Origin of the sequence: Agaribacterium sp. ZY112, from assembly GCF_041346925.1 — a bacterium.
Taxonomy (GTDB): domain Bacteria; phylum Pseudomonadota; class Gammaproteobacteria; order Pseudomonadales; family Cellvibrionaceae; genus Agaribacterium.
In genome coordinates, this window is the sequence record NZ_CP166840.1 from 626,942 (window position 1) to 650,257 (window position 23,316).

Consider the following 23,316-nt stretch of genomic DNA (forward strand, 5'->3'; position numbering starts at 1 on the left):
CACAACTAAACGACTTACGCTCAGGCCCTACTTTGCCTGCCTACGAGTCTTTATTTTGAGCTTTTGCTTAATAGCCGCAGCTAAAACAACTGCACAAATACCAGATTATCAATTTCAGCTAAGCAGCCCCACTCCAACAAATAATAAATTTAGCTGGACTCATAGCGGACAAGTAATCGAAGGCTTTAATCACTACAATTTTTATTGCCCTGAAAACAAACGCCGAATCGGTTTTTATTTTCACAATGCCAACACAGAACTAAGTACAACGAGGCAAAGCTCAAGCGGACAGGCGCCTAGCCAAATCAACAACAGAACACGACCTGTGCTTTATATTCTTGGCCCCGGTACTCAAGGCTCTGAAGCCTCTGGGCTTGCCTTAGCTCAGAAGTTTCTTGAGCAAATAAAGCACTACAAATTACCAGCCATGCACATCGTTAGCGTTAATGGCGGCCCTAGTAATTTTTACACTAAAGATATCGGCTCTGGTGAAAAAGGCCTACTCTCTCTCGTTCAACATATCGACAGCCAATTTAAGACCATTCGGCAGCGCTCTGGGCGTAGTCTAATTGGCCTCAATGAAGGCGGCCAAGCAGCCAGCCGCTTGCTCTTTACTCACCCTGAACTCTTTGCCCGCGCTATCAGCGCTAATGCCAGTTTTGCTCAAGAACACCAACACAGCAAACTGCCCGTCACCAACCCCTTAAACAAGAACAACAGCTGGCAACTGGCCTTCCTCTACGCCAAACAACAAAGTCCATTAAGGGTAGAGCTCTTGCAAATAGGCCACCCTCAACACAGCACCTGGCCTGCCAATGAAGCCTACAGCAGCTTCTTAGAACAACTCGGCATTCAGCATCGCCTAGCCCCACTGAAACTCGAAGCAGAGCCTCAAAACCTTGAAGATATAAGCATCCTAAGCCTTGAATGGTTGCTGCAAGAAAAACCGTAGTGGGTACAAACTAACGAGCAAAGCAAGAGCACGTATAGAAACGACAGAACACGACCTAAGGCTGTCACAAAGCTGTAAAACAAATACTGAAAAAGTAGCCCTCAACTAGACGGTCTTTGCTACTATCGCGCATCGTTTCACAGCCACAATTAGCATGTTTTTTAGCGACGAGCGCCACAACTTCTTTAAACCTCTGACCAGCAAGTACCGCGAGCAAATCGTGCAATGCTTAACGCTGCTCTATCAACGCCTCTATAGTGCTAATGCCGATTACGGGCAGAGCTTAAAGCGCGCACAAGTTATCGAGCTCTTCGAAGAAGCACTCGCCCGCTCACAAGCCCCTGTTTTTGATGAGAACAGTGATGACAGCGATCAACGCTTTCGCAATCACCGCGAACAAGCCAGTTGGATACTTAAAGGCTTATTAGAAGCCGGCTGGATAGAAAAACAAGTTGATAATGCCACGTTCAAATCTAGCTACCCTTTTTCGCGCATGGGGCGTTTATTCACTCAGAGCTTGTGTGATGCCGATAGCAGCCAGGTTCGTACTCGCCACCGCAATACACGTAATACACTGAATGCGCTTGAGGCTTTTTTAAGCCGTGGAGAAATCTACGATTTACTAGATGCCTTTGATTATAGTGAACGCATTATTACAGACTTTAGCGACATAATCGCCGAACTTGAAGACTTAAAACGTACTTTAGTGCGTGAAGTTGAAGCTCAGCAACTCGTACATGAAGCCAGCGACCAGTTTTTTGCCTATATGGAACAGCGCTTTCAACCCGACATTGCTGTACGCCTCTCTGCCGACAGTGTTGAAAAGCACCGCGACGATATTGGCCGCGTAATTACCAGTATTCGCCGCAAGAGCAAAGAATTCAAACAAGAAGCCGAGGCCGCCTTACGACAAAGTGCGCCCCAGCTGTGCAATGAGCAACAAAGTTATTTGTGGTTTGTACTCGACACAATAGAAATGCGTATGCGCAATGCCGCCGACATTATGCTGCCCGCTTTGCGTCGCGCCTTACACGGCTTCACCAAGCGCGCCGACATTGTCATCCGCCAACTGAGTTTTCTCAGTGCTCAAGAAAGTGACAGCTTGGTTGAGGTCTGCCGCGAACTGTCCGATTTAGATGAGGCACAATACCAACAGCGCCTAAATCAAGCAGCTAAATCCATGTCGACCATGCGCCTACGCCTACTTGACCCTCGCCACGTACGCCTAACAGAGCGCAAGAAAAAAGGCCCAGTGGATACACGCATGGATGAACACCGAGATGTCGATCTTGGCGCACGCCAAAACTTGATGGTGCAACAACTGCTCGATCAGGCCTTTGTGTTTAACCGAGAAAACTTACAAAACTATATGTGTGCGGCCCTCAGTGAAGGTAAAACAATTCACACCCGCGACCTACCCGTCGACAACGCTCACGATTTACTTGCACTTGCCCACGTTATTGAGCTGGGCAGCGTCAACAACCTAGATTCAGATTTGAAATTCGAAATTCACTATCAGGGCCAGTGCGATAATTTTTCGCCGTATTACCAACGCTCAGACGAATTCACCATCGCCTTAATCGATACCAGCCATGCTTGAAGAACTATTAAACAATGTACTGGCCAAGCTTAATCTCAGCCTGGCCGACTTTAGTGAACTTATAAACCGTTTACTTGATTACGGTGTCATCAACCGCGACGAAAGTGCCGTTGAAGCCCAGCTTTACGACCGCTACCTAAGTTGTAGCGAACTTGTTGAAGACTATTTAAATGTGATAGGCATTCGCTTAATGCACGATGCCCAATTTTTAAGTTTAAGAGCTTTTCCACCAAGCGCCGAAGTACCCGGTTTAATCGACGACATTCACCGCCCTTTTAACGGCGGCATGCGCTATCGTCCCAACCAACAAGAAGTCGCGTGTATCTTAGTCTTGCGGGTTGAATATGAAAAAGCAGTACGTGAAGGTAAAGTCGATGACAAAGGCTGTGTGCTACTCGCTTTTGAAGCATTAAGTATGTCAATGACCAACTTACTTAAACGCAGCTTGCCCGAAAACATCAGTGAACGAAAAAATCTGTTTACTCGTTTACGTCAATTGCGCCTTATCCATTTTTCTAGTGACGACATGCTCGAAGGCGATGAGGAATATTGGTTAAGCATTCAGCCATCAATTGTTAATTTTGTTAGCAGCGATGCTCTGACTAATTTATATCCGAGTGAAGAACAAAATAGCTTAAACCAAGCGTCGGAGGATGGGCATGTATTGTAAGCGCGCTGTACTTGTTAACTGGGGTAATATCCCCGCGCAAGAATTTGATTTTGGTCCAATAAATTTATTCTCTGGCGGCAATGGTTCGGGTAAAACAACCGCTGCCGACGCCTTACAATCTTTAATGACGGCAGCCCACGAAAACTTATTTAATTTCAACCCAGGCCAAGATGAAACAACGCAACGCGGCCGTGGCGGAAAACAGGTTCGCACTCTACAAAGTTATGTGCTCGGTTGTGATGATGGCAGTTACGCTCGCCCTCGTATTTGTGATGCTTATATCGCTGCTAACTTTCATCCCACTCAAGGTGAAGATGGCGATAAGTTTGTTGCCTTAATGTGCATGCGCGCCAGTTTAGATACAGCAGGCACCAACAGGCAGGCTCGCCTAGATGAACTGCAGTTTTTAATTATCCCCCATGAAGAAGTTTTTTTATCTGATCTTGTAAAAAAGGATAAAGGTGGAAAATACGTAGTGCCTTTAGCCGACTTACGTACGCAGCTGATGAAAAAATTCGGACGCGACCAAGTTGAAATCTACGATAAAAAAGGACCCTACTTGCGTCGACTCTACGGCATATTCCGTGGCGAACGTGGAGCCGTTAGCGATAGAGAAGCCAAACATGCGGCACGAACCTTCTCTAATTTTATGGCCTATAAACCGGTAAAAAGCATTACCGACTTTGTTGCCAAAGAAGTACTTGAACCCAAAGACTTAAGTGAAGACATTAAAGAAGTCAGTGAGCTAATGAAAACCATTAGCTCCATGGAGCAAGACACTCGACAAATCAACGATGCCATCAACAACTTAGAGCAGGCGCAAAATAGCACACAAGTCTATATCAGTAATTTTCAGCAGCGTGCTCTTTATCGTTATGCTGAGCAAAGTCGCCAAGCGAATTTAAAGCAAAGCGACTACCTGAAAGAAAAACAGCGTCAGAGTGACTTAAATAAAGCCATTAGCGAATGTAAGCAGCAGTCCGAGATCAATAAAGATAAACGTGTAAGCCTGCAGCAAGAATTAGTTGAACTGACAGCACAACGCCAAGGTATCGGTGCACTTAAAGATAAAGATCAACTAGAAAGCGATATTGAACGCATACAAGATCAGTTAAGCGCCTTAGCCTTACCTTTATTACACGAAGACCAAAAAATATCGCGCAACGTAAATAGTGCCAAATGCTTACAGGCCGAACTTAAAGATCCTGAATCGCTACTCAATCTAAATGATTCAGAGCGCAGTAATTTACAGAAAAAACTTAAAGCACTAATTGATGCCGGTAGTGACACGGATATAAGCGCTCAAACCCTGCAAACCAAAGACTGGATTAACAGTGATGCTCTTGAGCAGCGCTTAAACAGCTTGGGGCAACTTGAAGGCTTGCACAACCAATGTGCGGAGCTTATTTTTAACCAAGATAAAAACAGTATTGCCGAACTTATCTATGGCAACTTGCATAAAAAACGTGAGCAAAGCGCAAAAGCTAAAACTCAGATGCAGGCCAAACAGATAGAAGTGCAACGTCTACAACAGCAACGTGTTAGCTATCCAGCTCATGTTGAACTTGCTTTGCGCGCCATTATTGAACAATGCCCAGAAGCCAAACCGGCAGTGCTTTGTGACTTCATTGAAGTAAAAGATCCAGACTGGCAAATGGCCATTGAAGGCTACTTAGGTGGCGCCCGTTTTGGCATTGTGGTTGAGCCTGAATATGAAGCCGAGGCCATTCAAATCGTACGAGAATTACCGGGGCGACGAAATAACGCTCGCGTAGTTCAAGGCTCCAAGGCTCAACGTGATGCTTCACGTTTACAAGCCGACAACAACAGCATTGTTGATGTCATGCGTTTTGAACACAAAATTGTAGAGCACTATATTCGAGCAAGCTATGGCAATGTTCGCCGCGTAGACAACCGCGAACAATTAAAATCGACCTCACGCGGGCTCACTAAAAATGGTTTAGGTTCCGGCTCTTATTCCATGTTCCGTTGTGACATTGATGAAGCTGAACTGGTATTTGGCCAAGGCGCGCGTGAACGCGCCCTTAATGCCAAGCAGCAACAGCTACTACAATTACAACAACAAGCCAACACACTTGAAAATCAAGTGCAAAACCTAACAAGCTTACACAGCGAATTAAGCGCGTTTAAACATATTCAATGCAGCCAATTAATTCAAGATATGCTACAACAGCATCATGCATTAGAGAGAGCTGAAACAAATTTAAAGAATTTAGATCTTGATGATTTTTCTGATCTAGAAGAAAAGCTAAATAATCTACAGCACAAGGTCGTTGAACAAGACCAGCTCAACGATAAACTAAGCATTACTTTAGGCGGCTTAGAAACAGAGCTAAAAATCAGCCAGCAACGTGCAAATAAATTAAGTTCAGAGCAAGAACAAATTAGCTCTGAGCAAGATCGCCAGGAACAAGAAGTCCTCAAGCTTGCAAGTTATAATAGCGATTTCAACGCAGAAGAAGCGTTAGCCCATGCTGATGAAGAAGCCAAACAGAGCTCATTTAGCTTTGAAGATACCTGCCATGAAGCACAACGAGAACTAGAACGTACAGAGCGTCGTATTAGCGATACGATTATGGAGCACAACCGCAGTGCCCAGCGCTACAACAGTATTCAATATCAAAGTCCAAACGACAACCACGAGAGCATTCACGCTTTCTCTGGCATGCTAAAAATACACGATGAACTCGCTCGTATTTATAACAGTCTTAAAAACAATGTATTAGTTGGTAAGCACGAAAAACTGCTTGTTTTACGTGAAAGTTTTAATACCACCTTTGTCACCAGCCTTTGCCATTCAATTTATCAGAGTATTAACGATGGTAAACGCTGTCTCGATGAGCTCAACAAAGAACTTGAGCACCATCGTTTTGGTGCTGATAGAGAACGCTTTTATTTCGCTTACGACTGGCTACCTGAATTTAAAGAGTACTGGGATTTCTTTAAAGACATTATCAACAACCCAAGTTTAGGCGATGGTAATACCCTATTTGAAGTTGAACTAAAACCTAATTCGATGGCTATTCGAGACAAGCTACTAAGTATGTTGCTTGATAAGGATGAGCAAAGTGCCTTAAATGAATTACGTCGTATTAGTGATTATCGTAACTACCGCCGTTACGAAATTTATAAAGAACCTTTAGATAAACAACCGATACCACTTTCGACCTACGGTACAGGTTCTGGTGGTCAGCTTGAGACACCCGCGTATATTATTCGCTCTGCGGCCATCACCTCCGCATTTCGATTTAATGAAGGTCAAAGCCACTGTCGCTTAGTACTGGTTGATGAAGCCTTCTCTAAAATGGATGAAAGTCGATCGCGTGAAGTCATTAACTACCTTACCGAAAGCTTAGGTTTACAGCTTATTTTTATTATGCCCTCGAGCAAAAGCGGGCCATTTATGGATTTAATCAGCCATCAAGTTGTCTTTAGTAAATGCCCTAGTAATGAGCCCGTTGGTGAATTAAATACCCGTGTATTGGTGGACAGAAAGGTCTGTAATCCCGAGAAAATCAAAGATCTTTGGGAGCGCCATCGCCACACAATTCGCCAACAGGCCAGCTTAGACTTTATGCAAGACTTTGCTTAAGCCCAAAGAGCGTTATATATTAGGGGTAAGGAAAGAATTTGACTAAGGGTCAGGATCTGCATTCTGACCCCAGCTTTTTGACACAAGGCCTAAGCCATGAACGCTAATCGACAACGCCCAAGCTGGGTTGATGAAGAACCGCTCATTCAAGACGTGTTAAACCGTTTTCTCGATCAACTTGATCGAAATGTGAAGTTGCAGTTCAAAGTCAATGCTAAAAGCACCCCCCAGCTATTTGACTATGTCGATGATGACCCACAATACCTCTGGCATTTACTTAAAAGCCTCGACAACGAATACCATATTCTTACCGTACATAAACAGCGCAACAAAAGCGGCCGAGATGCCTATGAAAACGCGCTCTTAAGCTTTAATCCTGATAAAGAAGCGCAAGTTAGATCTTGGCTTAATCGCCCCGCTTTTGACCCCTACACCCTAACTTGGAATGAACGCTTTGAAAAAGTTCGCCATTTATTTGAAGACAAAGGCCAAGCGTTAATCAAACCTTTGCGTGTAGAAGGCCGCAGTGCCGGAGAAGTACTGCAAGCCTTTGCCAGCCTAGCTGACGAAATCACCCACCCTCAGACCTTGCGTAACTTAAGCGCCAAATGCTTTTGGGGAGACAGCAAGTTCCTCGATAATAAATCGGATCTATTGGCTGAGCTGTTCCCTAATGCCAGTATGGCTGTGCAGCCCCGTCCGATTATGATGAATGTCATTCTTCCCGAGAAAATCGAAGAAGTTATTTTTGTTGAAAACCAAGATAGCTTTTTGATGTTAAAACAACTAGCTGATACCCACCCACGCTTTATGCGCAGTGCATTTGTCTACAGCTCTGGCTTTAAAGGTAGCTCTACCAAGGTTCGCAAGCGTGGCCAAGCCGTATTTAGTGCTTTAAATCTGCCCCAGCAAAGCATGCTTGAAGCATTTCAAGACTGGTGGTTTAACGAAGGAGAACAACCCTGTTATTTTTGGGGGGATATGGACTATGCAGGCCTAGGCATATTAAAAGCCTTACGCCGTAGTTTCTTAGGTATGCAAGCTTGGCAAGTAGGTTACGAGCCAATGATGAACTTTCACGATAAAGGCCACGGCCATCAAATTCGTGACAGTAAAAAAATGAAACAACTCGACCCCGGCACTTGCGGATGTCGTTACGCTGATGATGTCTTATTGCCAGCCATACGCAACGCCCAGCGCTTTCTCGACCAAGAAATTATTGCACTGATGGAATTTGAGCAAAGCCTTAATTAATAGCTTTGCGATCATTTTTAGTGCTCCTCACACAGCACAAACTAAACAAAGCCGCTCTAATACTACAAGTAGCGCCAAGTGATTTATAACAAATTTGCTACTGTTTCTATATTAAGCCGCTATTTTTAAAGCAGCTCTACTTTGCACCAAGGGCAAAGCTATCGATATACTGCCAATCAATAAAAACCAGAACAGGCCCTTTATTTAGCTATTTGGGCCGGGGACTTCATTGATGGCCATAAAAAAAGCACTATTGCTAACAAGCCTGCCGCTAGCTCTGTTCGCGTGCTCAGAAGTAAAAGACGACAGTAAAATAAAGCAGCCGCCAGCACCCACCAAACTAATGATTGCCGACTTTGAGGACGAAGCCAGTGCATCATTATTTGAACTTGAAAGCAGCACCGCAAAGCGTATTAAAAATGATAGTGGCCATGCTATTGAACTTAGTTTTAATAGCCAAGAAAGCCATTCAAACGCGAGCATTGTGCCAACAAGCCCTTGGAACTGGAGTAATATCGGTGACTTTAATTTAAGTGCCGACATTAGTAACCCCGGTGACGTTAGCGCCCACCTTTATGTCGTTGTTGAAGACATCACCGGCTGGCCTCACGCACGCACCGTCAGTATTCCTGCCCGCTCAAGCGACACCTATTATCTAGAATTAAAAGGCCCACAATTAGAGTTTGATAGCGGTCTACGTGAAAACCCACCAGCGTGGTATAGCGATGATAAAAAAATGTTTTGGCTATACGGCCGCAAAGCTATGCAACTCGATGCTATTACTAAAATCACATACTCTCTACGCAGCAACAATGAAGATAAAAGCCTGATTATCGATAATATTCGGCTTACAGGGCTACCAGAAGGTAATGCCTATTATCTAAGTGACATTGCAGACAAGTTTGGACAAAGCAACAAACTCGATTTTCCTTTAAAAATACACTCCGACAAACAACTTAAGCAGCTCGCCAAAGAAGAACTAGCAACACTTGCAAAAGAAGGCCCGATGGCTGGCCGAAGCCGCTTTGGAGGCTGGGTCGATGGCCCCAAGCTCGAAGCAAGCGGTTTCTATCGCACCGCAAAAGTTGATGGTAAATGGGCCATGGTCGACCCCGAAGGTTATCTCTTCTTCTCTTCAGCTTTAGCCAACATTCGCATTGCCAATACCACCACACTTACAGGTGTCGATTTTAAAGACGATAGCGTTCGTTATATAGACCCCGAAGACGTCACCCCAGAAGATTCGCTTGGCATCCGTCCCGTATCCAAAGAAGCACAAAAAACACGCTATATAAGCTCGGCCTTGCGCCACAATATGTTCACTTGGCTGCCTGACTACGATGATGAACTGGCCAACCATTACAGCTATCGCCGCAGCAGCCACATGGGGCCAATGAAGCACGGAGAAACATTTAGCTTCTATCAGGCCAACCTAGAGCGTCGTTATGGTGAAAATTACCCCGACTCCTATATTGACACCTGGCGTGACGTCACCATTAAGCGCTTTTTAAACTGGGGCTTTACTTCAACAGGTAATTGGACCGACGCCTCTTTCTACCAGATGGACCGTATTCCTTATTTTGCCAATGGTTGGATTATCGGTGATTTTAAAACCGTCACCACAGGCCACGACGTGTGGCACGCCCTACCCGACCCCTTTGACCCCGAATTTGAACGCCGCGCCAAGCTCACCACTGAAGTAATAGCCGAAGAAGTAAAAAACAACCCTTGGTGTGTGGGTGTCTTTATCGATAATGAAAAGAGCTGGGGCAATATGAATGATGCCAAAGGCCGCTTTGGCGTGGCGACGAACACACTCACCCGCAGCGATAGCGACAGCCCGACAAAAGCAGAATTTACCCGCCTTTTAAAAGAAAAATACGGCACAATCGACAAGCTAAACGCCGCATGGGCTACTGATTTGAGCTCTTGGCAAGAACTCAGCGAACACGGAGTAGAGATCAACAACTACGATAACAGCACAATAAATACCGACCTAAGCATGCTTATGCGTGCCTATGCTGACCAGTACTTCCGCATCGTACACGACGCCTTAGCCGATGTGCTGCCCAACCATATGTATATGGGGGTACGCCTTGCCATGTGGGGCGTCACTAAAGACGTATTGGCCAGTGCGGCCAACTATGTCGACGTGATGAGTTACAACGTTTATGAAGAGGGCCTGCATCCACGTACCTGGGACTTCCTAGAAGAGATCGACAAACCTAGTATCATTGGTGAGTTCCACATAGGTGCAACCAGCGATACAGGGCTTTACCATCCAGGCCTTATCCACGCTGCAGATCAAGCCGATAGAGCACGGATGTACAAAGAATATATGTACGATGTTATAGACAACCCCTACTTTGTTGGCGCACACTGGTTCCAGTATTTAGATTCTCCGCTCACAGGCCGAGCCTTTGACGGTGAAAATTACAACACAGGTTTTGTTACCGTAACCGATACCCCCTATGTCAACATGGTTGAAGCGGCTAAAGAAATAAACCAAGCACTTTACCCCCGACGTTTTGGTAATAAGAGCGATGATCAACATTAAAGGAAGTAACTGGCAGGGCGTTATTGAATGCCTCGACCTAGACAACAACCTAGCACGCGCCCATGGCGTGGTGCTAGGTTATACTTGGTATATGGAAGCCACAGAAAGCAATTGGCGTATTGAAATTGCCGAAGACCCCGAGCTCAGCCATAAAGACTTGCCCCTAGTTGGTTTTGGCTGTGGCGGCTGGCTGAATGAGTTAATTAAAGACAAAAAACAAGCCAAGAAAAAAACCTGCGAGGCTCATATCGTTAATTTTATTAACGCATCTCTTATTCTTTTTTCTGATAAAAAACTCAACTATATTCCTGCTTCATCTTGCAACTGTAGCGATTCTGCCTAATACGCAGCCTACAAATCAAATTAACGCTTATGGAAAAACAAGCCAGTAAAGATCCTGCCTCCCCCTGTGTGCGTAATTGCGCTTTAAATAACGAAGATATCTGCCAAGGTTGCTACCGCACTCTAGAAGAAATCAGCCTTTGGTCTAAGGCTAATTTTGAGTACAAAGAAGAAACATTACTTAAGTGCTACCATAGAAAAAAAGCATATACACGACAGTAAGTATGAACATACACTTAAGCTAAGATCTAGCCATTCTTACTAATACACAAACGGAATAAACTTCTTAGTTTTCTTTGCATAAGCCCTAAACTCATTGCCATAACGCTCTACAAGATAGCTATCTAGATTTGGAATATGAAAACCAACAAAAGAAGCCGCCATAAAAATAGGTAAAGCCAAAGTCCAATAGTTATAGGTTAATAAGCACCACCCCGTAAATAGCACCGTATCACCAAAGTAATTCATATGCATAGAGTATTTGAATAAACCATCTGTATAACAGTGGCCTTTGTTAGCAGGGTCTTGCTTCCACCACTTACGTTGAATTTCAGATGCACTATTTAAATATGAACCGATAAGCAGTAGGGCCATCGCCAAGACGTCTAGAGAAGACAAAGGAATCACTATACTCCTAAATACGCCCGCACCTATAAGAGTTAACGTTACTTCAAATAACGCAATAAACGAGAGCAAGCCAAAGACTTCAGACCACTCAACTTTTCTTTGCAATAAATAAAACAAGGTAATGGCATGCCGCAACCAGTAAAGGGCCGCACAAGCAAGTAATATATATGCTCGCTGAGTATCAACCAGAGTCCAATCCAGCCCAAAGGCCCCCGTAATTTTATCGAAACCCTCAAAAGTAATCAGCCAACAACAAAACATAACAATCAAAAAATGGCCAGTCATAAAGACTGACTTTTCAACTATAGATTTATTATGGCTTCGGTTAACACCGCCTTTAGTTTGATCCTTGTAATCCATAAGCACCTCTATTCCTTACTGATAAACGACACAAATAACTCAATACAAGCACAAACTTATTACGCTTATCAAACCCATTTGTATCTGATCACCCATTTATTCACACTTATTAAATTCTTATTTTACCCTGCATATAATCAGCCGCCTTCCCCTTTAATACAACACATCCGTCAAGCACTTCGCACTCCAAGTAACCACCTCGCTTGGATAACTGAGCCGCCGTCAATGTATTTTTATCTAAAACCCTAGCCCAATAAGGCGCCAGCTCACAAAAAGCAGAACCGGTAACTGGGTCTTCACTAATACTTAATTTCGGATAAAAACAACGACAAACAAAGTCGACATCACTACCTGGGGCCGTCACCACTACACCACGTAAATCTAATTCGCATAATTTTGAAAAATCTGGCTTTAATGATCGAACCTGCTCTTCTTTTTGCAAGACGACAATATAATCATAAGCACGAAAAACAGCTTTAGGTTTTATCGATAATGCATCAAAAAGGGTTTCACTTGTTTCTATTTTTTCAAGCAACACAGAAGGGAAGTTCATACTATAAGCCTGTCCGCACTGTTCCACGACCAGTACGCCGCTTTTAGTATAAAAACGAATATGCTTGCCAGTATAAGCAAGGTGTTTATATAAAACATGAGCAGAAGCAAGAGTGGCATGACCACAAAGATCGACCTCGCTTTCTGGAGTGAACCAGCGCAAAGCGTAACCATCTTCTTGAGTCACAAAAAAAGCCGTTTCCGATAAATTATTCGCTTCCGCTATTTGTTGCATCTGCTCGTCTGGAAGCCAAGCTTTTAAAGGGCATATTGCAGCAGGATTCCCCGAAAATACTTGATCTGAAAATGCATCAACTTGATAAATATCTATCTCCATACACCCTAACCCCCTATCAAAATATATTTATGACACGCCGTAGTCGGCAAGAAACCGTACAAACATCAGAGTTAAATTCTCTCGACGAGACTTATCAGGCCATACAGCATAATACCCCAAAGATTTTAAGCTCCATTCAGGTAATACATGCACAAACTCACCACTATTAATTCGACTTTGAACTAAGTGCTCCGGCAAAATACTTAACCCCATATCTTGACTAGAAAAATGTCTCATCGCCTCTGCACTATTAACGCCAATGCGTGCACTCTCTGTGATAGTCACCGTCTCACCACTTGTAGATGAAGTAAATTCCACCGTGCTTGGACGCATATGAAAACGCACCCAATCCCAATCTTGTAAATCTAAAGGGTGTGTAGCTAGCGGCTTTGTTTCAACATAACGCTTACTAGCAACCAATAAGCGTTTGCTCTCACCTAATTTCCTCGCCATCAGCGAGCTATCTTCCAGCCAACCAACACGAATACTTAAATCCAAACCCTCACTCAGAATATCCATAACTTGATCGGTATAATTTAAAGAGAAAGAAACTTTTGGATGTAGTTGAGCAAACTCTGAAATAGCCGTGGAAATAGTTGAACTGGCTAAAAATGCAGGTAAGGATATTTTCAGCTCACCCACCGGTGCTTGCGACTGAGCGTTAAGCTCATTAAGGCCCGCTTCAGCACTACGTATGGCATTAACCACATGGCCATAAAACCTTCGCCCCTCACTGGTTAACACCAGCTTGCGTGTACTGCGATGCAGCAGGGTCACACCTAAATACCTCTCAAGGTCCGAAACCGTTTGGCTAACTCGCGAGGGGGCAAGCCCAAGCTCTTTGGCTGCCAAACGAAAAGAACCTTCATCAACTACCCTCGCAAACACAGCCATATGACGTAGGTGATTAATCATTATTCCGCTATCCAGAACTATAAAATCAAATTATTGCATGTTTTTGGAACAAACAAAGAGGAATATATTGTAAGCACAACGTGCAGAACATACACCAAGTACAAAAAGCAGACAAAGCACGGACAACACTTAATCCAAACTGAAGCCAGCCTACTAAGTACTAATGAGGGCTTCAGCTTACTTAACAGGAGTCTCTATGAAACACCAGCGTCAAAGTCTTGCTATAGCAATCGCAAGCGCTCTAGCCCTTCCAGCTCTTAGCTTATCGTCACTGACACAAGCAGAAGGCCTTTATGTCTCTGCTCAAGTAGGTATTAGTCAACAAATAAATGAGTCTGAAGCCTATGGCAACAATATTGCCATAGACCCTGACTTTCCCAGCGAATTCGATACCGGTGATGGCAACGTAGGCGCCATCAGCCTAGGTTATAGCTTTAACAAAAACTTACGCATAGAAGGGCGTATTGCCTATCGTGATACCAGTTTTAATGACCGCCAAGTCGGCACTGGTGAGCGCGCCGGTGAAGAGTACATTCTTAATGGCGAGTTTAAGAGTACTACTTTTACGGTGGAAGGCTTTTATGACTTTGCCAACTCAACAGCCTTTACTCCTTATGTCAAAGCAGGTTTAGGTATTGCCGACAATACTTATACCGCACGACTCGGTGGTGCCGGTGTCGCAGGTTTCGACCCCTTTGACGGTAAAACAGACGGTTATTACGACGCCTATGCCGATGATGATTCAACAGAGCTCTCTTGGAACCTTGGCGCTGGTGCCAATATTGCCGTAAGTGAGCGAGTTTCAATCTACGGTGAATACCAATACGCAAGCTTTGGTGATGTCAGCACCGGTCAGGACTCCTTTACTGATGGTTTCAAAATCGATAACGCAAGTGCTAACGAACTAAGTTTAGGCCTTCGTTTCGAGTTCTAAACACTATTTAAACAACAGCAATAAAAGAAGCGCATCATGAAAGCCATTAAAAACTACATTTTCAGTATTTGCGTACTGTTAACACCGAGTTTAGCTCTTGCCGACGTCATTGAAATAGCAACATTTACACTTAAAGAAGGAGTAAGTTACCAGCAATTCGAGCCTATTGATAAAGCGCTGGAACTTGAACACGTATCCAAGCAAGCAGGTTTTATCTCTAGGGAATCAGCCAAAGGTAGCGATGGAGAGTGGCTGGTAGTTGTGCACTGGCGCTCGCTAAAAGATGCTGATGCATCTATGAATAGTTTTATGAACGCTAAAGCAGCAGCAGAGTTTATGTCGCATATAGACAGCTCAAGCATGAGCATGAAGCGTTATTCAAAATAGCAATTGGGCTTAGCCCAATTGCAAGACAGAGGGCCTGCGTAAACCATATTGTTTATTTGGCTTCTAGATTAGAAGCCAATTTGGCGGCAAGAGACTCGAATTGCTCAAGCTCTTGTTGACTCAGGCCCGCTGCCATCTTTTTTTGGCTAGCCTCTAAGTGCTCTAACAAGAGATTTTGAACATACTGACCGCGCTCTGTAAACACCAATAATTGACTGCGTTTATCACAAGGGTTTGGCTCTTTTAGAATCAAACCTTGCTCTATTAAACCATTGATCAAACGTGTTATTTGCGCTTTATCGCGCTGAATGACATTCACGATATCGTTAGCGGTGCACTGAGCCTGCCCATGAATCGTCATCAAAACGCGTACCTGCATAGGCACAAGCCCCAAACCAAGAGCATCTAAGTCCCGATCCAAATGGCATTTTAAAGAGCGCATTAAACGAAAAATGGCATTAATAGTACTTGAATCTGTCACTTAGACCTCAATATAGTTGACAATATCAACAACCTTAAATATAGTGGACATTATCAACCATATTGAGACTGCGAGCAAGTTAGAGATGGAAAGATACATGAGCACAACAAGCCTTAACTCAACAGAGGCAAACAAAAAGCGGCCACTTGCACAAAAAATTCTGGTCGTCATGGGCATGATGAGCCTTATTGGCGGAACCCTTACAGCGATCATGACAGCCGTTAATGTCGGCTTAAGCCAAAACTTCTTACAACATTGGTTGCCATCATTTACCTTTGCGGTGCTAGTTATGATGCCCGCGGGCTTTATTTTGATGACCCTTATGAGCAAACTCGCCGACCTCCTTTTAAGTAACGCCAATAAGACCCAGCGCAACATTGCAGTGGGTATCGGCATGGCCTTTTTTATGGAGTCTGTATTAGCTGCTGTCACAACAGCCAACAATATTGGCCTAACTAGTAGCAGCGCCTTTTTAGAAGCATGGAGCAAGGCATTTATTGTTGCCCTGCCTTTTGGTTTAGGCATGGCAGTCATCATGTCGCTAACTTTAAAACCCAAACTTGAAGCATTTATGGCCAGCTAAAATCAAGGAGCTAATCACGGGACCCAAAATGAGAATGACCCACGTTGTACGAATTGAAGACCTAAGCCCTCATATGCGCCGTATCGTTGTCGGTGGAGAAGCGCTAGAAGATTTTCCTCTAGGCCAAGAAGGAGCACACGTTAAAGCAGTTTTCCCAAAACCAGGCGAAAAAGAGCCTAAACTAGGCCTCATGCTAGGTGCAAAAAAATGGATGCGCTCTTACACCATTCGTACCTTTGATGAACATAAACAAGAGCTAAGCTTAGACTTTGCTGTGAATGATCATCGAGGTTTAGCAACAGACTGGGCAAGCCAAGCGCAGATAGGCGATTTACTGGGCATAGCAGGACCTGGGCCAACTAAATACACCAATTATCAGGCTCACTGGCATTTAATCGTGGCGGATTTAACTGCATTACCTGCTGCAGCTGCAGCATTAGAGAAACTGCCCACAAATGCCAAAGGTTATGCTTTGATCCAAGTACCCACGACAGCGGATATTCAGCCCCTGAAAAAGCCAAAAGGCATAGAGTTAAACTGGGTGATTGGTCCTTATCAGCATAAGAATTTACTACTAGAAAAAGTACAACAAGTTGAATGGTTAAATGAAGAACCTGCGATATTTATTGCAGCAGAATCGGCTCAGATGCAAGAAATAAAGCTTTATATAAAAACCAAACCCGGCTATCAAAAAAAGTTAACCTACGCCTCGGGCTATTGGAAGGCTTAAAAACAATAAGCCTTCCAAAAATTTATATGTATAGAATGTATGTTCTGAGCATGTATCTAAACTGAAGGCCGCTACTAATAGCCACTCTACTACCTGTTTGGGCACTCCGACTGTTTAACAGTTTTAGCATCAGAGCGCTCAATCATTTTAACAATGGCAGACTGAATAACTTCATTCTCCCTAGCATCGTCATCACTGTTTAAACTCTCCTCTAAAGGTTCTACCCCCTCTTCTAAAATCAATGTCACGAGCACTTTTTTAGCCACAGCCTGCTCATCAAGAACATAATTAATTGAAAGTTCCGGATAGCCCTGAAACCCCATTTTGATCTTCTTGGCGATACGCTTTTTAGATTTATCTAAGTTCATGATCGTTCCTAATTTAATAAAGGCTCATTGCCTAAGTGCAATACGATAATAAGACCAGCATAACCTAGTTAATTATCATAACTAAGCATATATTTCGTTTGGATAAAATCATTAGCAAAGGCTTGAGCCTGCGCCTGCACTAAATTCACTTGATGTTTGATATGACCAAAGAGGGGTTTGCCACTCCCCAATAATACTGGAGCCTGGGTAAGAGTTATTTCATTAATACGTTTTTCATTGATAAACGATGTGATGGTAGCACCACCATCGATATAAGCATGCCGAAAGCCTTCGGCTTCTAATTCAGCAATAAGGTTGGAAATCTCACCTGAATAGATCTCCACCCGCCCAGCTAAACTATTAGGAACAACACTCACACTTTTGCTGAGCGCAATAACTCGAATTGTTCCGTAGGGCCATTGTTCATCCGTAAGCTTAAATTCCGCTAGCTTCTCCATACAGCCTCGGCCCATAATCATACAGTCAACAGAAGCGATATAAGTCAAAAAGCCCATATCCGCTTTCTCTCCTAAATCAACATCATGCCTACCTACAGCTTGTAACCAATCAACATTACCGTCATTTGTCGCAATAAAACCGTCGGCACTTATTGCAATAAAAACTGAACACTTCATTATTTATGATCCTTGATGCAACTTATCTCCAACTTCTTCCCAAATGTAAGCCATCTTTACTGCACTTATATCTTAAAAATAGAACTTGGTCGCTTATTGGCATTTACAAACGACTTAAAAGCCGTTGAACATTTGTTTTTTGAGGGAACGATTTTATTGCTATATATCTCGTCGACGCTGTGTAAAATTTTGCCTTTCCGCCTTAGACAAGACGTATTTTTTTAATGGTGCCGCACTAGAACCAAAGCTGCGAAAATTACAACGCGCCTGCCTTAAACTTATACCATGGTTGTTGGCAGATATATGATCCAGCTCATCAATATCCTGACCATCATCTTCCCAATAGCAAACAGGGCAAATTTCATAAGCACCACGTGTCGATAAACTAATGAAATCACAGCAGGGGCACAGCTCCTGAGGCTCTGAATCTTCTGGTTCATACCAGCTGTTCTTTTTGTACTTAAAAATACTCACAACCTTGTCAGACATCGTCATCACCTGCATAGCAGTTATAAGATTTGCTTAAGTGCCTAAGCTAAACCTGAAAAAGGCTTCCTTTCCTGCGCATGTACGGCTATTTATACCCGTTAAGGCAGTCAGTGTGCAAGCTAGCCACTATTATTCCGAATTCCAGACGGATCAAATCTGATTAAAATGAATATTTATAAGTGCCTACGAGGAATATACTGGAGTCACAGTAGAGTGAGCACAAACAGAGGTCGATATGAAAGTAGCAATCACAAGCGCCAACGGGCAGTTAGGCTCAGCTATCGTTAAGGCCGCTATTGGCTTACTAGGCAAAGACAATGTTGTTGGGCTCGCTAGAACCCCCGCTAAAGCTAAGCACCTAGGCATTGACGTATTCGCCGGAGACTACAACAACGCTAAAGCCTTAGAAAACTCACTGATAAGCGCCAAAGTCGATGCTGTGTTGTTAATTTCAGGCATGGATGCACCCGATAAACGTATAGACCAGCACCGCAACGTTATCGAAGCCGCTAAGAAAGCGGGCGTTAGTAAGATCGTCTATACCAGCATTCAAGGTGCTGAAGAAGGCACTGCGTTTTCAGCGGTTGTACAAAGCAACCGCCAAACAGAGGATGATGTAAAAAACAGTGGCTTAAATTGGGTTATTGGCCGCAACGGTATTTATATAGAACCGGATCTTGAGTATATCGATAACTACAAAAAGTTGGGCATGATTACTAACTGTGCGGGCGATGGTAAATGCGCTTATACGACTCGTGATGAACTTGCCTTCGCTTATGCAAAGTTACTTTGTGAGGACAAGCACAACAGCCGCACTTATAACTTACAAGGTGACGCCATTAGCCAATACCAACTTGCAGACTACTTAAACCAGGCTTTTGATCTTAAGCTCAGCTACCAAGCAGTGTCGGTAGAAGCATATAGGCAAGATCGTATTGACGAACTCGGTGAGTTTTTAGGTACTGTCATTGCTGGCATTTACGAAGGTATACGCAAAGGCGAAAATGACCGACCTAGCGACTACCTACAAGCCGCTGGCCGTCAACATCAAAGTTGGGATAGCTTCTTCTCTGAGCAGAAAATCAACTGATATTAACGTGATTGCTTAGCAACAATAGCGTCTATCTCAGCCTGCATAGCTTTTACTTTGTCAGGATATTGCTCAGCCAGATTCTCTGTCTCTGCAATGTCCTTACTTAAATTATACAACTGGGCCTTAGCCTGAACCCCACTTTCAATGCCTTTATCAGCGATCCAATTAGGTTTCACTTCACTAGCCTGAATGTATTTCCAAGGGCCTTGACGCAAAGAAAATGTGATCGACTGCTCCAATACTGTTTCACGACCTGCTTTATTTGCATCGAGCCACGCTGCTAGCGTGTTTTCACTGTCAATAGCTTCATCACTTGCTAAAGGCAGGTTAAGCAACGCAGCAACAGACGCATATAAATCAACTTGCGTCATTAAACTATCACTCACACCTGGGCTTACTTTAGTCGGGTAAGAAACAATCATGGGCACTCGTGTTCCGCCCTCATAGGCGCTGTATTTACCGCCATTAAAGGGGCCATTGGGTTTATGCTGGCCAAGTAATTCAAGCGCTTGATCCTCATAACCATCATTTAAAACAGCACCATTGTCACTGGTAAAAACGATGAAGCTATTTTCAAGTAAATCCAAGTTTTCTAGATGAGAAATAACTTGGCCTGTAATCCAGTCCATTTGCACAATGGCATCCCCTCTTGGGCCCATGCTACTTTTCCCTTTGAACATTGGGTTGGGCAAACGAGGAACATGGATATCATGAAAAGAGAAAAACAAGAAAAAAGGATCTTGCTGATTGTCTGAGATAAAGCGCTTAGCTTTTTCAGTAAATACCTCATGGAACTCTTCATCTACCCATTCTGCCGACTTAGCCCCAGCCATCCAACCAATACGGCTAATACCATTAACAATCGTATTACTATGCTGAGTATCTGCAGCCTGACGCAATAATTCCGGCTGCTCCAAGCCATCGGCACGCTCACCAATGCGCTTTTGATAATCGACAAACAAAGGATCATCGTTATCTAAATTCATTACATGATGATTTTCTACGTACACCGTCGGCACCCTATCGCCAGTAGCAGGTAATAAAAAGCTATAGTCAAAACCTAGCTCTAAGGGCCCTGGAGCAATTTTTTTATTCCAATCGACGTTTCCATTCCCCAACCCTAGATGCCATTTACCAACCACTGCCGTTTTATAATCTGCCTTCTTAAGTAAGCTTGCTAAGGTAGCTTTATCTTCAGGAATGAGCAGAGGCGCATCCCCCTGTAAAACCTGAGCCTGATTACGAAAAGCATATTCACCGGTTAATAACGAGTAGCGTGAAGGCGTGCAGGTCGCTGCCGAAGTATGGGCATCTGTAAAACGGATACCATTAGCAGCGAGCTGATCAATATTAGGCGTTTCGACCCCCTTTGCCCCATAACTGCTTAGATCACCATAACCAAGGTCATCCACATAAAAAACGATGATATTTGGCTTAGAGCTCTGATGACTTGTATTGACACTTTTGTGGTCTGCACAAGCAGCGACAAAAACAGCTATAACAAAAATAAGACAAAAACGATAAACCGCCATAAGAACAAGCTCAATAGGAATAAAAAGGGTTGCAATAATAAAAATCAAATGATGGCGGAGCTGAAGTTCCGCTTTGCAGTTGCTTAATTTACAATACCGCTCCAATATTTTGAATTCAAGTTTGCAAAGCTTAAACTTAGACGCCCACATTCGATCTATTCAAGATCAATATCTAGATACAAAGAAGGAAACAAGCTGCCATGGCAGATCAACGCTATATCGTCAAAATCTCTGGCGCTATCCAAGAAAATTACAGCCATGAACAGGTAAGTAAGGCCCTTGCCCAGTTTTTAAAGATAGATGAAGACAAAGCGGCTCAGTTCATCAATAGCAAACGTATTTTAAATAAAGGGGTCAACGAAACTAAGGCCACTAAATATAAACACAAGCTTGAAAGCATTGGCCTTGTGATTGACCTAATTCCGGAGGGTGTAACAGGCAGCATCAGCCATACTGAAACTGAGCAAGAGGCTAATGGGCAAAGTAATCGGGACAACCCCCTTCATACAAGCCTCAACTTGAAAGCCTTAGTCGTTGCTGCTGCTACAGCGCTTATTGGCGCGCTGCTATGGATGTTTATTGCCATCACTTTTAACTTAGAACTGGGAATTGTTGCTTGGGCTATAGGTGGTGCGATAGGTTTTGCCGTATCGCTTACCGGTACTCGAGGACAAAAAGCAGCCATTGCCTGTGCGGCTTTTGCACTTTTTTCTATTGTACTTGGTAAATATCTAATTATAGATAACGTCAAAAAAGAAATGGAGCTTGCGCTAACAGACCCTGCTTTAACAGAACAAATGCGCTACGCCTATGAAGAAGAAAAAGAACTCTCTCTATTCTTTGCAGAACAAAGCACTAACGAAGAAAGCCAATATCAATTTATGGTCGACTATGGCTACACTGAAGCATCCGATATAAACGGCATTAGCCAAATAGAAAAAGAGGATTTTATTAACTACTCAGCACCACGCCTAAAAGCTCTAGCTAACAACAAGCTTAGCTTTGAACAATGGCAACAAGACTTAAACGGTATCTTTGAAGAGGTTTCAAACCTAGAGCTGTTAAGCCAAAGTTTTGCTTGGGCTGATATACTTTTTTTACTATTGGGTATAGGTACCGCCTACCGCTTAGTCAACACAAAACGAGAAGAAAGCTAGTAGTTTACTTACCAAAAATAAAAAAACCGCTGCAAGCAGCGGCTGAAACAGAGGTCTCCTTAACACTGGCGTGCTAGGAGACTTGTGAGCTCACGGGGAGACAGAGCTTAATCAGTAATAACCATGTCGATCACATGAATAATTCCATTCGAGGTGTAAATATCCGCTGTGGTCACCATCGCACCGGCAATATAAAGATTGCCATCTTCAATATGAATATCTAAAGCCTGATCTGCAGCACTGGTTGCGCTTGAGCCATTAAGTGTCATGGCGGTGATGCTATCGACTTCGGCATCAGCCAATACGTGGTTCAGTAAAATAGTAGTTAAATCACCACCTGGGTCAGCCAATAAGGCATCAACAGTGCCATCAGGAAGTGCCGCAAAAGCTGCATCGGTAGGTGCAAAAACTGTGAAATCGCGATCAGGATCGGCCAATACCGTATCCAAACCTGCGGCCTGTAAAGCGGCAACTAAGGTTGTGAAATTACCGGCAGCTACAGCCGTGCCAACAATATTGCTGGTAGTATCTGTACGTTCAGCTGGCGGCGTAATCACAGCATCAAGCACATGAATAACACCGTTATCGGCCTCTACATCAACCAGTGTCACCATCGCAGTATTTACGTACAGAACGGAATCGACATAGGAAAGAGCAATGCTATCTTCGTTGGCCATTTCAACCTTAGTACCAGCAGCAGCGACTGCAGCAGTAGAGTCAACTTCTGCGCCGGATATCACATGGTATAGCAATATGTCACTAAGGGTGTCTGTATCCGCGAGCAAAGCATTTATTGTGTCATCACCAAGTGCAGCAAAGGCAGCATCGGTTGGTGCAAACACGGTAAAATTAGTGTCGGGATCATCTAATACAGCATCGAGCCCCGTGGCTTGCAAGGTCGCGACTAGCGTTGTGAAGTTACCATTTTCAACCGCAACATCAACAACCGTCATAGGGTCAGCATCCATCATGCTCTGATCATTACTGTTGTCGTCATCATCCCCGCCGCAGGCAACAAGCGCTGCACCGAGCATAAGAGTTGATACTAGTTTAATAGGTGAATGTAATAGTTTCATGGGCGGCTCCTTGAGATGCCTTAGCACACACATTAGTGCATTGGATTAGTGCTAAGGGATACGCTCGAAAAA

23 protein-coding genes are annotated in these 23,316 nt (G+C 43.8%); 14 read left to right on the plus strand and 9 right to left on the minus strand.

The genetic code is table 11. From position 1 onward, the window contains the following. Positions 1–55: 55 nt before the first annotated feature. From AB1S55_RS02730 to AB1S55_RS02765, 8 genes are all read left to right on the plus strand, one after another. Positions 56–952, plus strand: coding sequence for a hypothetical protein (locus AB1S55_RS02730; protein ID WP_370980254.1), 897 nt, complete (start codon positions 56–58; stop codon positions 950–952). A gap of 154 nt (positions 953–1,106) precedes the next feature. Next, entirely contained in the window at positions 1,107–2,552 is a 1,446-nt protein-coding gene (locus AB1S55_RS02735) for a Wadjet anti-phage system protein JetA family protein (protein WP_370980255.1), read from the plus strand. Further along, positions 2,545–3,222 carry a DUF4194 domain-containing protein gene (locus AB1S55_RS02740; protein ID WP_370980256.1) on the plus strand — a complete coding sequence of 226 codons (678 nt, stop codon included), beginning with the start codon at positions 2,545–2,547 and terminating at the stop codon, positions 3,220–3,222. The genes AB1S55_RS02735 and AB1S55_RS02740 overlap by 8 nt, the downstream gene beginning before the upstream one ends. Further along, entirely contained in the window at positions 3,212–6,835 is a 3,624-nt protein-coding gene (locus tag AB1S55_RS02745) for an ATP-binding protein (RefSeq protein WP_370980257.1), read from the plus strand. Before AB1S55_RS02740 ends, AB1S55_RS02745 begins: the two co-directional genes overlap by 11 nt. Positions 6,836–6,931: 96 nt before the next feature. Then, positions 6,932–8,089 carry a Wadjet anti-phage system protein JetD domain-containing protein gene (locus tag AB1S55_RS02750; protein ID WP_370980258.1) on the plus strand — a complete coding sequence of 386 codons (1,158 nt, stop codon included), beginning with the start codon at positions 6,932–6,934 and terminating at the stop codon, positions 8,087–8,089. A 232-nt stretch (positions 8,090–8,321) separates the two neighbouring features. After that, positions 8,322–10,646: a beta-galactosidase gene (locus AB1S55_RS02755; protein WP_370980259.1), complete on the plus strand. Its 2,325-nt coding sequence runs from the start codon at positions 8,322–8,324 to the stop codon at positions 10,644–10,646. Then, the gene (locus AB1S55_RS02760) at positions 10,633–10,989 is read left to right on the plus strand and encodes a hypothetical protein (protein ID WP_370980260.1); all 357 of its coding nucleotides are present in this window, start codon (positions 10,633–10,635) and stop codon (positions 10,987–10,989) included. The genes AB1S55_RS02755 and AB1S55_RS02760 overlap by 14 nt, the downstream gene beginning before the upstream one ends. A gap of 29 nt (positions 10,990–11,018) precedes the next feature. Next, positions 11,019–11,210 carry a DUF1289 domain-containing protein gene (locus AB1S55_RS02765; RefSeq protein ID WP_370980261.1) on the plus strand — a complete coding sequence of 64 codons (192 nt, stop codon included), beginning with the start codon at positions 11,019–11,021 and terminating at the stop codon, positions 11,208–11,210. A gap of 39 nt (positions 11,211–11,249) precedes the next feature. On the opposite strand, the gene AB1S55_RS02770 is transcribed toward AB1S55_RS02765, so the two are convergent. The 3 genes from AB1S55_RS02770 to AB1S55_RS02780 form a co-directional block, all read right to left on the minus strand. Then, complete coding sequence (locus AB1S55_RS02770) at positions 11,250–11,975, minus strand: DUF1295 domain-containing protein (protein ID WP_370980262.1); 726 nt, start codon at positions 11,973–11,975, stop codon at positions 11,250–11,252. 109 nt (positions 11,976–12,084) lie between these two features. Continuing rightward, a complete protein-coding gene (locus AB1S55_RS02775; RefSeq protein WP_370980263.1) occupies positions 12,085–12,864 on the minus strand; it encodes a PhzF family phenazine biosynthesis protein in 780 nt (259 codons plus the stop codon). Positions 12,865–12,891: 27 nt separating this feature from the next. After that, positions 12,892–13,779 (minus strand): LysR family transcriptional regulator, encoded by an 888-nt coding sequence (locus AB1S55_RS02780; protein ID WP_370980264.1) that lies wholly within the window; start codon positions 13,777–13,779, stop codon positions 12,892–12,894. A gap of 196 nt (positions 13,780–13,975) precedes the next feature. On the opposite strand from AB1S55_RS02780, the gene AB1S55_RS02785 reads away from it, so the two are divergent. Both AB1S55_RS02785 and AB1S55_RS02790 read left to right on the plus strand, forming a co-directional pair. Then, positions 13,976–14,713 carry an outer membrane protein gene (locus tag AB1S55_RS02785; protein WP_370980265.1) on the plus strand — a complete coding sequence of 246 codons (738 nt, stop codon included), beginning with the start codon at positions 13,976–13,978 and terminating at the stop codon, positions 14,711–14,713. A gap of 36 nt (positions 14,714–14,749) precedes the next feature. Continuing rightward, on the plus strand, positions 14,750–15,100 hold the full coding sequence (locus AB1S55_RS02790) for a hypothetical protein (RefSeq protein WP_370980266.1): 351 nt from the start codon (positions 14,750–14,752) through the stop codon (positions 15,098–15,100). A gap of 52 nt (positions 15,101–15,152) precedes the next feature. Here AB1S55_RS02790 and AB1S55_RS02795 read toward each other — a convergent pair whose 3' ends face one another. Beyond that, positions 15,153–15,581: a MarR family winged helix-turn-helix transcriptional regulator gene (locus AB1S55_RS02795; RefSeq protein WP_370980267.1), complete on the minus strand. Its 429-nt coding sequence runs from the start codon at positions 15,579–15,581 to the stop codon at positions 15,153–15,155. Positions 15,582–15,678: 97 nt separating this feature from the next. Here AB1S55_RS02795 and AB1S55_RS02800 point away from each other — a divergent pair, with 97 nt between their 5' ends. Next, positions 15,679–16,164: a DUF2798 domain-containing protein gene (locus AB1S55_RS02800; protein WP_370980268.1), complete on the plus strand. Its 486-nt coding sequence runs from the start codon at positions 15,679–15,681 to the stop codon at positions 16,162–16,164. Positions 16,165–16,192: 28 nt separating this feature from the next. After that, entirely contained in the window at positions 16,193–16,894 is a 702-nt protein-coding gene (locus tag AB1S55_RS02805) for a siderophore-interacting protein (protein WP_370980269.1), read from the plus strand. An 89-nt stretch (positions 16,895–16,983) separates the two neighbouring features. On the opposite strand, the gene AB1S55_RS02810 is transcribed toward AB1S55_RS02805, so the two are convergent. The 3 genes from AB1S55_RS02810 to AB1S55_RS02820 form a co-directional block, all read right to left on the minus strand. Further along, positions 16,984–17,262 carry a hypothetical protein gene (locus AB1S55_RS02810; RefSeq protein WP_370980270.1) on the minus strand — a complete coding sequence of 93 codons (279 nt, stop codon included), beginning with the start codon at positions 17,260–17,262 and terminating at the stop codon, positions 16,984–16,986. Between the two features lie 68 nt (positions 17,263–17,330). Beyond that, complete coding sequence (locus AB1S55_RS02815) at positions 17,331–17,897, minus strand: dihydrofolate reductase family protein (protein ID WP_370980271.1); 567 nt, start codon at positions 17,895–17,897, stop codon at positions 17,331–17,333. Positions 17,898–18,056: 159 nt separating this feature from the next. Continuing rightward, positions 18,057–18,386 (minus strand): CPCC family cysteine-rich protein, encoded by a 330-nt coding sequence (locus AB1S55_RS02820; protein ID WP_370980272.1) that lies wholly within the window; start codon positions 18,384–18,386, stop codon positions 18,057–18,059. Positions 18,387–18,621: 235 nt separating this feature from the next. On the opposite strand from AB1S55_RS02820, the gene AB1S55_RS02825 reads away from it, so the two are divergent. Beyond that, positions 18,622–19,476 carry an NAD(P)H-binding protein gene (locus AB1S55_RS02825; RefSeq protein WP_370980273.1) on the plus strand — a complete coding sequence of 285 codons (855 nt, stop codon included), beginning with the start codon at positions 18,622–18,624 and terminating at the stop codon, positions 19,474–19,476. 2 nt (positions 19,477–19,478) lie between these two features. Here the strand turns inward: AB1S55_RS02825 and AB1S55_RS02830 are convergent, their stop codons facing one another. Further along, positions 19,479–21,011, minus strand: coding sequence for an arylsulfatase (locus AB1S55_RS02830; protein ID WP_370980274.1), 1,533 nt, complete (start codon positions 21,009–21,011; stop codon positions 19,479–19,481). A gap of 200 nt (positions 21,012–21,211) precedes the next feature. Between AB1S55_RS02830 and AB1S55_RS02835 the strand changes: the two genes are divergently transcribed. Beyond that, positions 21,212–22,168 carry a hypothetical protein gene (locus AB1S55_RS02835; protein WP_370980275.1) on the plus strand — a complete coding sequence of 319 codons (957 nt, stop codon included), beginning with the start codon at positions 21,212–21,214 and terminating at the stop codon, positions 22,166–22,168. A 107-nt stretch (positions 22,169–22,275) separates the two neighbouring features. Here AB1S55_RS02835 and AB1S55_RS02840 read toward each other — a convergent pair whose 3' ends face one another. Beyond that, entirely contained in the window at positions 22,276–23,244 is a 969-nt protein-coding gene (locus AB1S55_RS02840) for a fasciclin domain-containing protein (RefSeq protein ID WP_370980276.1), read from the minus strand. Positions 23,245–23,316 lie beyond the last annotated feature (72 nt).

Bases quoted from the DNA above. Each gene is read 5' to 3' on its own strand.
- AB1S55_RS02735 (WP_370980255.1), top strand. From the start codon at position 1,107: ATGTTTTTTAGCGACGAGCGCCACAACTTCTTTAAACCTCTGACCAGC.
- AB1S55_RS02740 (WP_370980256.1), top strand. From the start codon at position 2,545: ATGCTTGAAGAACTATTAAACAATGTACTGGCCAAGCTTAATCTCAGC.
- AB1S55_RS02745 (WP_370980257.1), top strand. From the start codon at position 3,212: ATGTATTGTAAGCGCGCTGTACTTGTTAACTGGGGTAATATCCCCGCG.
- AB1S55_RS02750 (WP_370980258.1), top strand. From the start codon at position 6,932: ATGAACGCTAATCGACAACGCCCAAGCTGGGTTGATGAAGAACCGCTC.
- AB1S55_RS02755 (WP_370980259.1), top strand. From the start codon at position 8,322: ATGGCCATAAAAAAAGCACTATTGCTAACAAGCCTGCCGCTAGCTCTG.
- AB1S55_RS02760 (WP_370980260.1), top strand. From the start codon at position 10,633: ATGATCAACATTAAAGGAAGTAACTGGCAGGGCGTTATTGAATGCCTC.
- AB1S55_RS02765 (WP_370980261.1), top strand. From the start codon at position 11,019: ATGGAAAAACAAGCCAGTAAAGATCCTGCCTCCCCCTGTGTGCGTAAT.
- AB1S55_RS02770 (WP_370980262.1), bottom strand. From the start codon at position 11,975: ATGGATTACAAGGATCAAACTAAAGGCGGTGTTAACCGAAGCCATAAT.
- AB1S55_RS02775 (WP_370980263.1), bottom strand. From the start codon at position 12,864: ATGGAGATAGATATTTATCAAGTTGATGCATTTTCAGATCAAGTATTT.
- AB1S55_RS02780 (WP_370980264.1), bottom strand. From the start codon at position 13,779: ATGATTAATCACCTACGTCATATGGCTGTGTTTGCGAGGGTAGTTGAT.
- AB1S55_RS02785 (WP_370980265.1), top strand. From the start codon at position 13,976: ATGAAACACCAGCGTCAAAGTCTTGCTATAGCAATCGCAAGCGCTCTA.
- AB1S55_RS02790 (WP_370980266.1), top strand. From the start codon at position 14,750: ATGAAAGCCATTAAAAACTACATTTTCAGTATTTGCGTACTGTTAACA.
- AB1S55_RS02800 (WP_370980268.1), top strand. From the start codon at position 15,679: ATGAGCACAACAAGCCTTAACTCAACAGAGGCAAACAAAAAGCGGCCA.
- AB1S55_RS02805 (WP_370980269.1), top strand. From the start codon at position 16,193: ATGAGAATGACCCACGTTGTACGAATTGAAGACCTAAGCCCTCATATG.
- AB1S55_RS02810 (WP_370980270.1), bottom strand. From the start codon at position 17,262: ATGAACTTAGATAAATCTAAAAAGCGTATCGCCAAGAAGATCAAAATG.
- AB1S55_RS02815 (WP_370980271.1), bottom strand. From the start codon at position 17,897: ATGAAGTGTTCAGTTTTTATTGCAATAAGTGCCGACGGTTTTATTGCG.
- AB1S55_RS02820 (WP_370980272.1), bottom strand. From the start codon at position 18,386: ATGTCTGACAAGGTTGTGAGTATTTTTAAGTACAAAAAGAACAGCTGG.
- AB1S55_RS02825 (WP_370980273.1), top strand. From the start codon at position 18,622: ATGAAAGTAGCAATCACAAGCGCCAACGGGCAGTTAGGCTCAGCTATC.
- AB1S55_RS02830 (WP_370980274.1), bottom strand. From the start codon at position 21,011: ATGGCGGTTTATCGTTTTTGTCTTATTTTTGTTATAGCTGTTTTTGTC.
- AB1S55_RS02835 (WP_370980275.1), top strand. From the start codon at position 21,212: ATGGCAGATCAACGCTATATCGTCAAAATCTCTGGCGCTATCCAAGAA.
- AB1S55_RS02840 (WP_370980276.1), bottom strand. From the start codon at position 23,244: ATGAAACTATTACATTCACCTATTAAACTAGTATCAACTCTTATGCTC.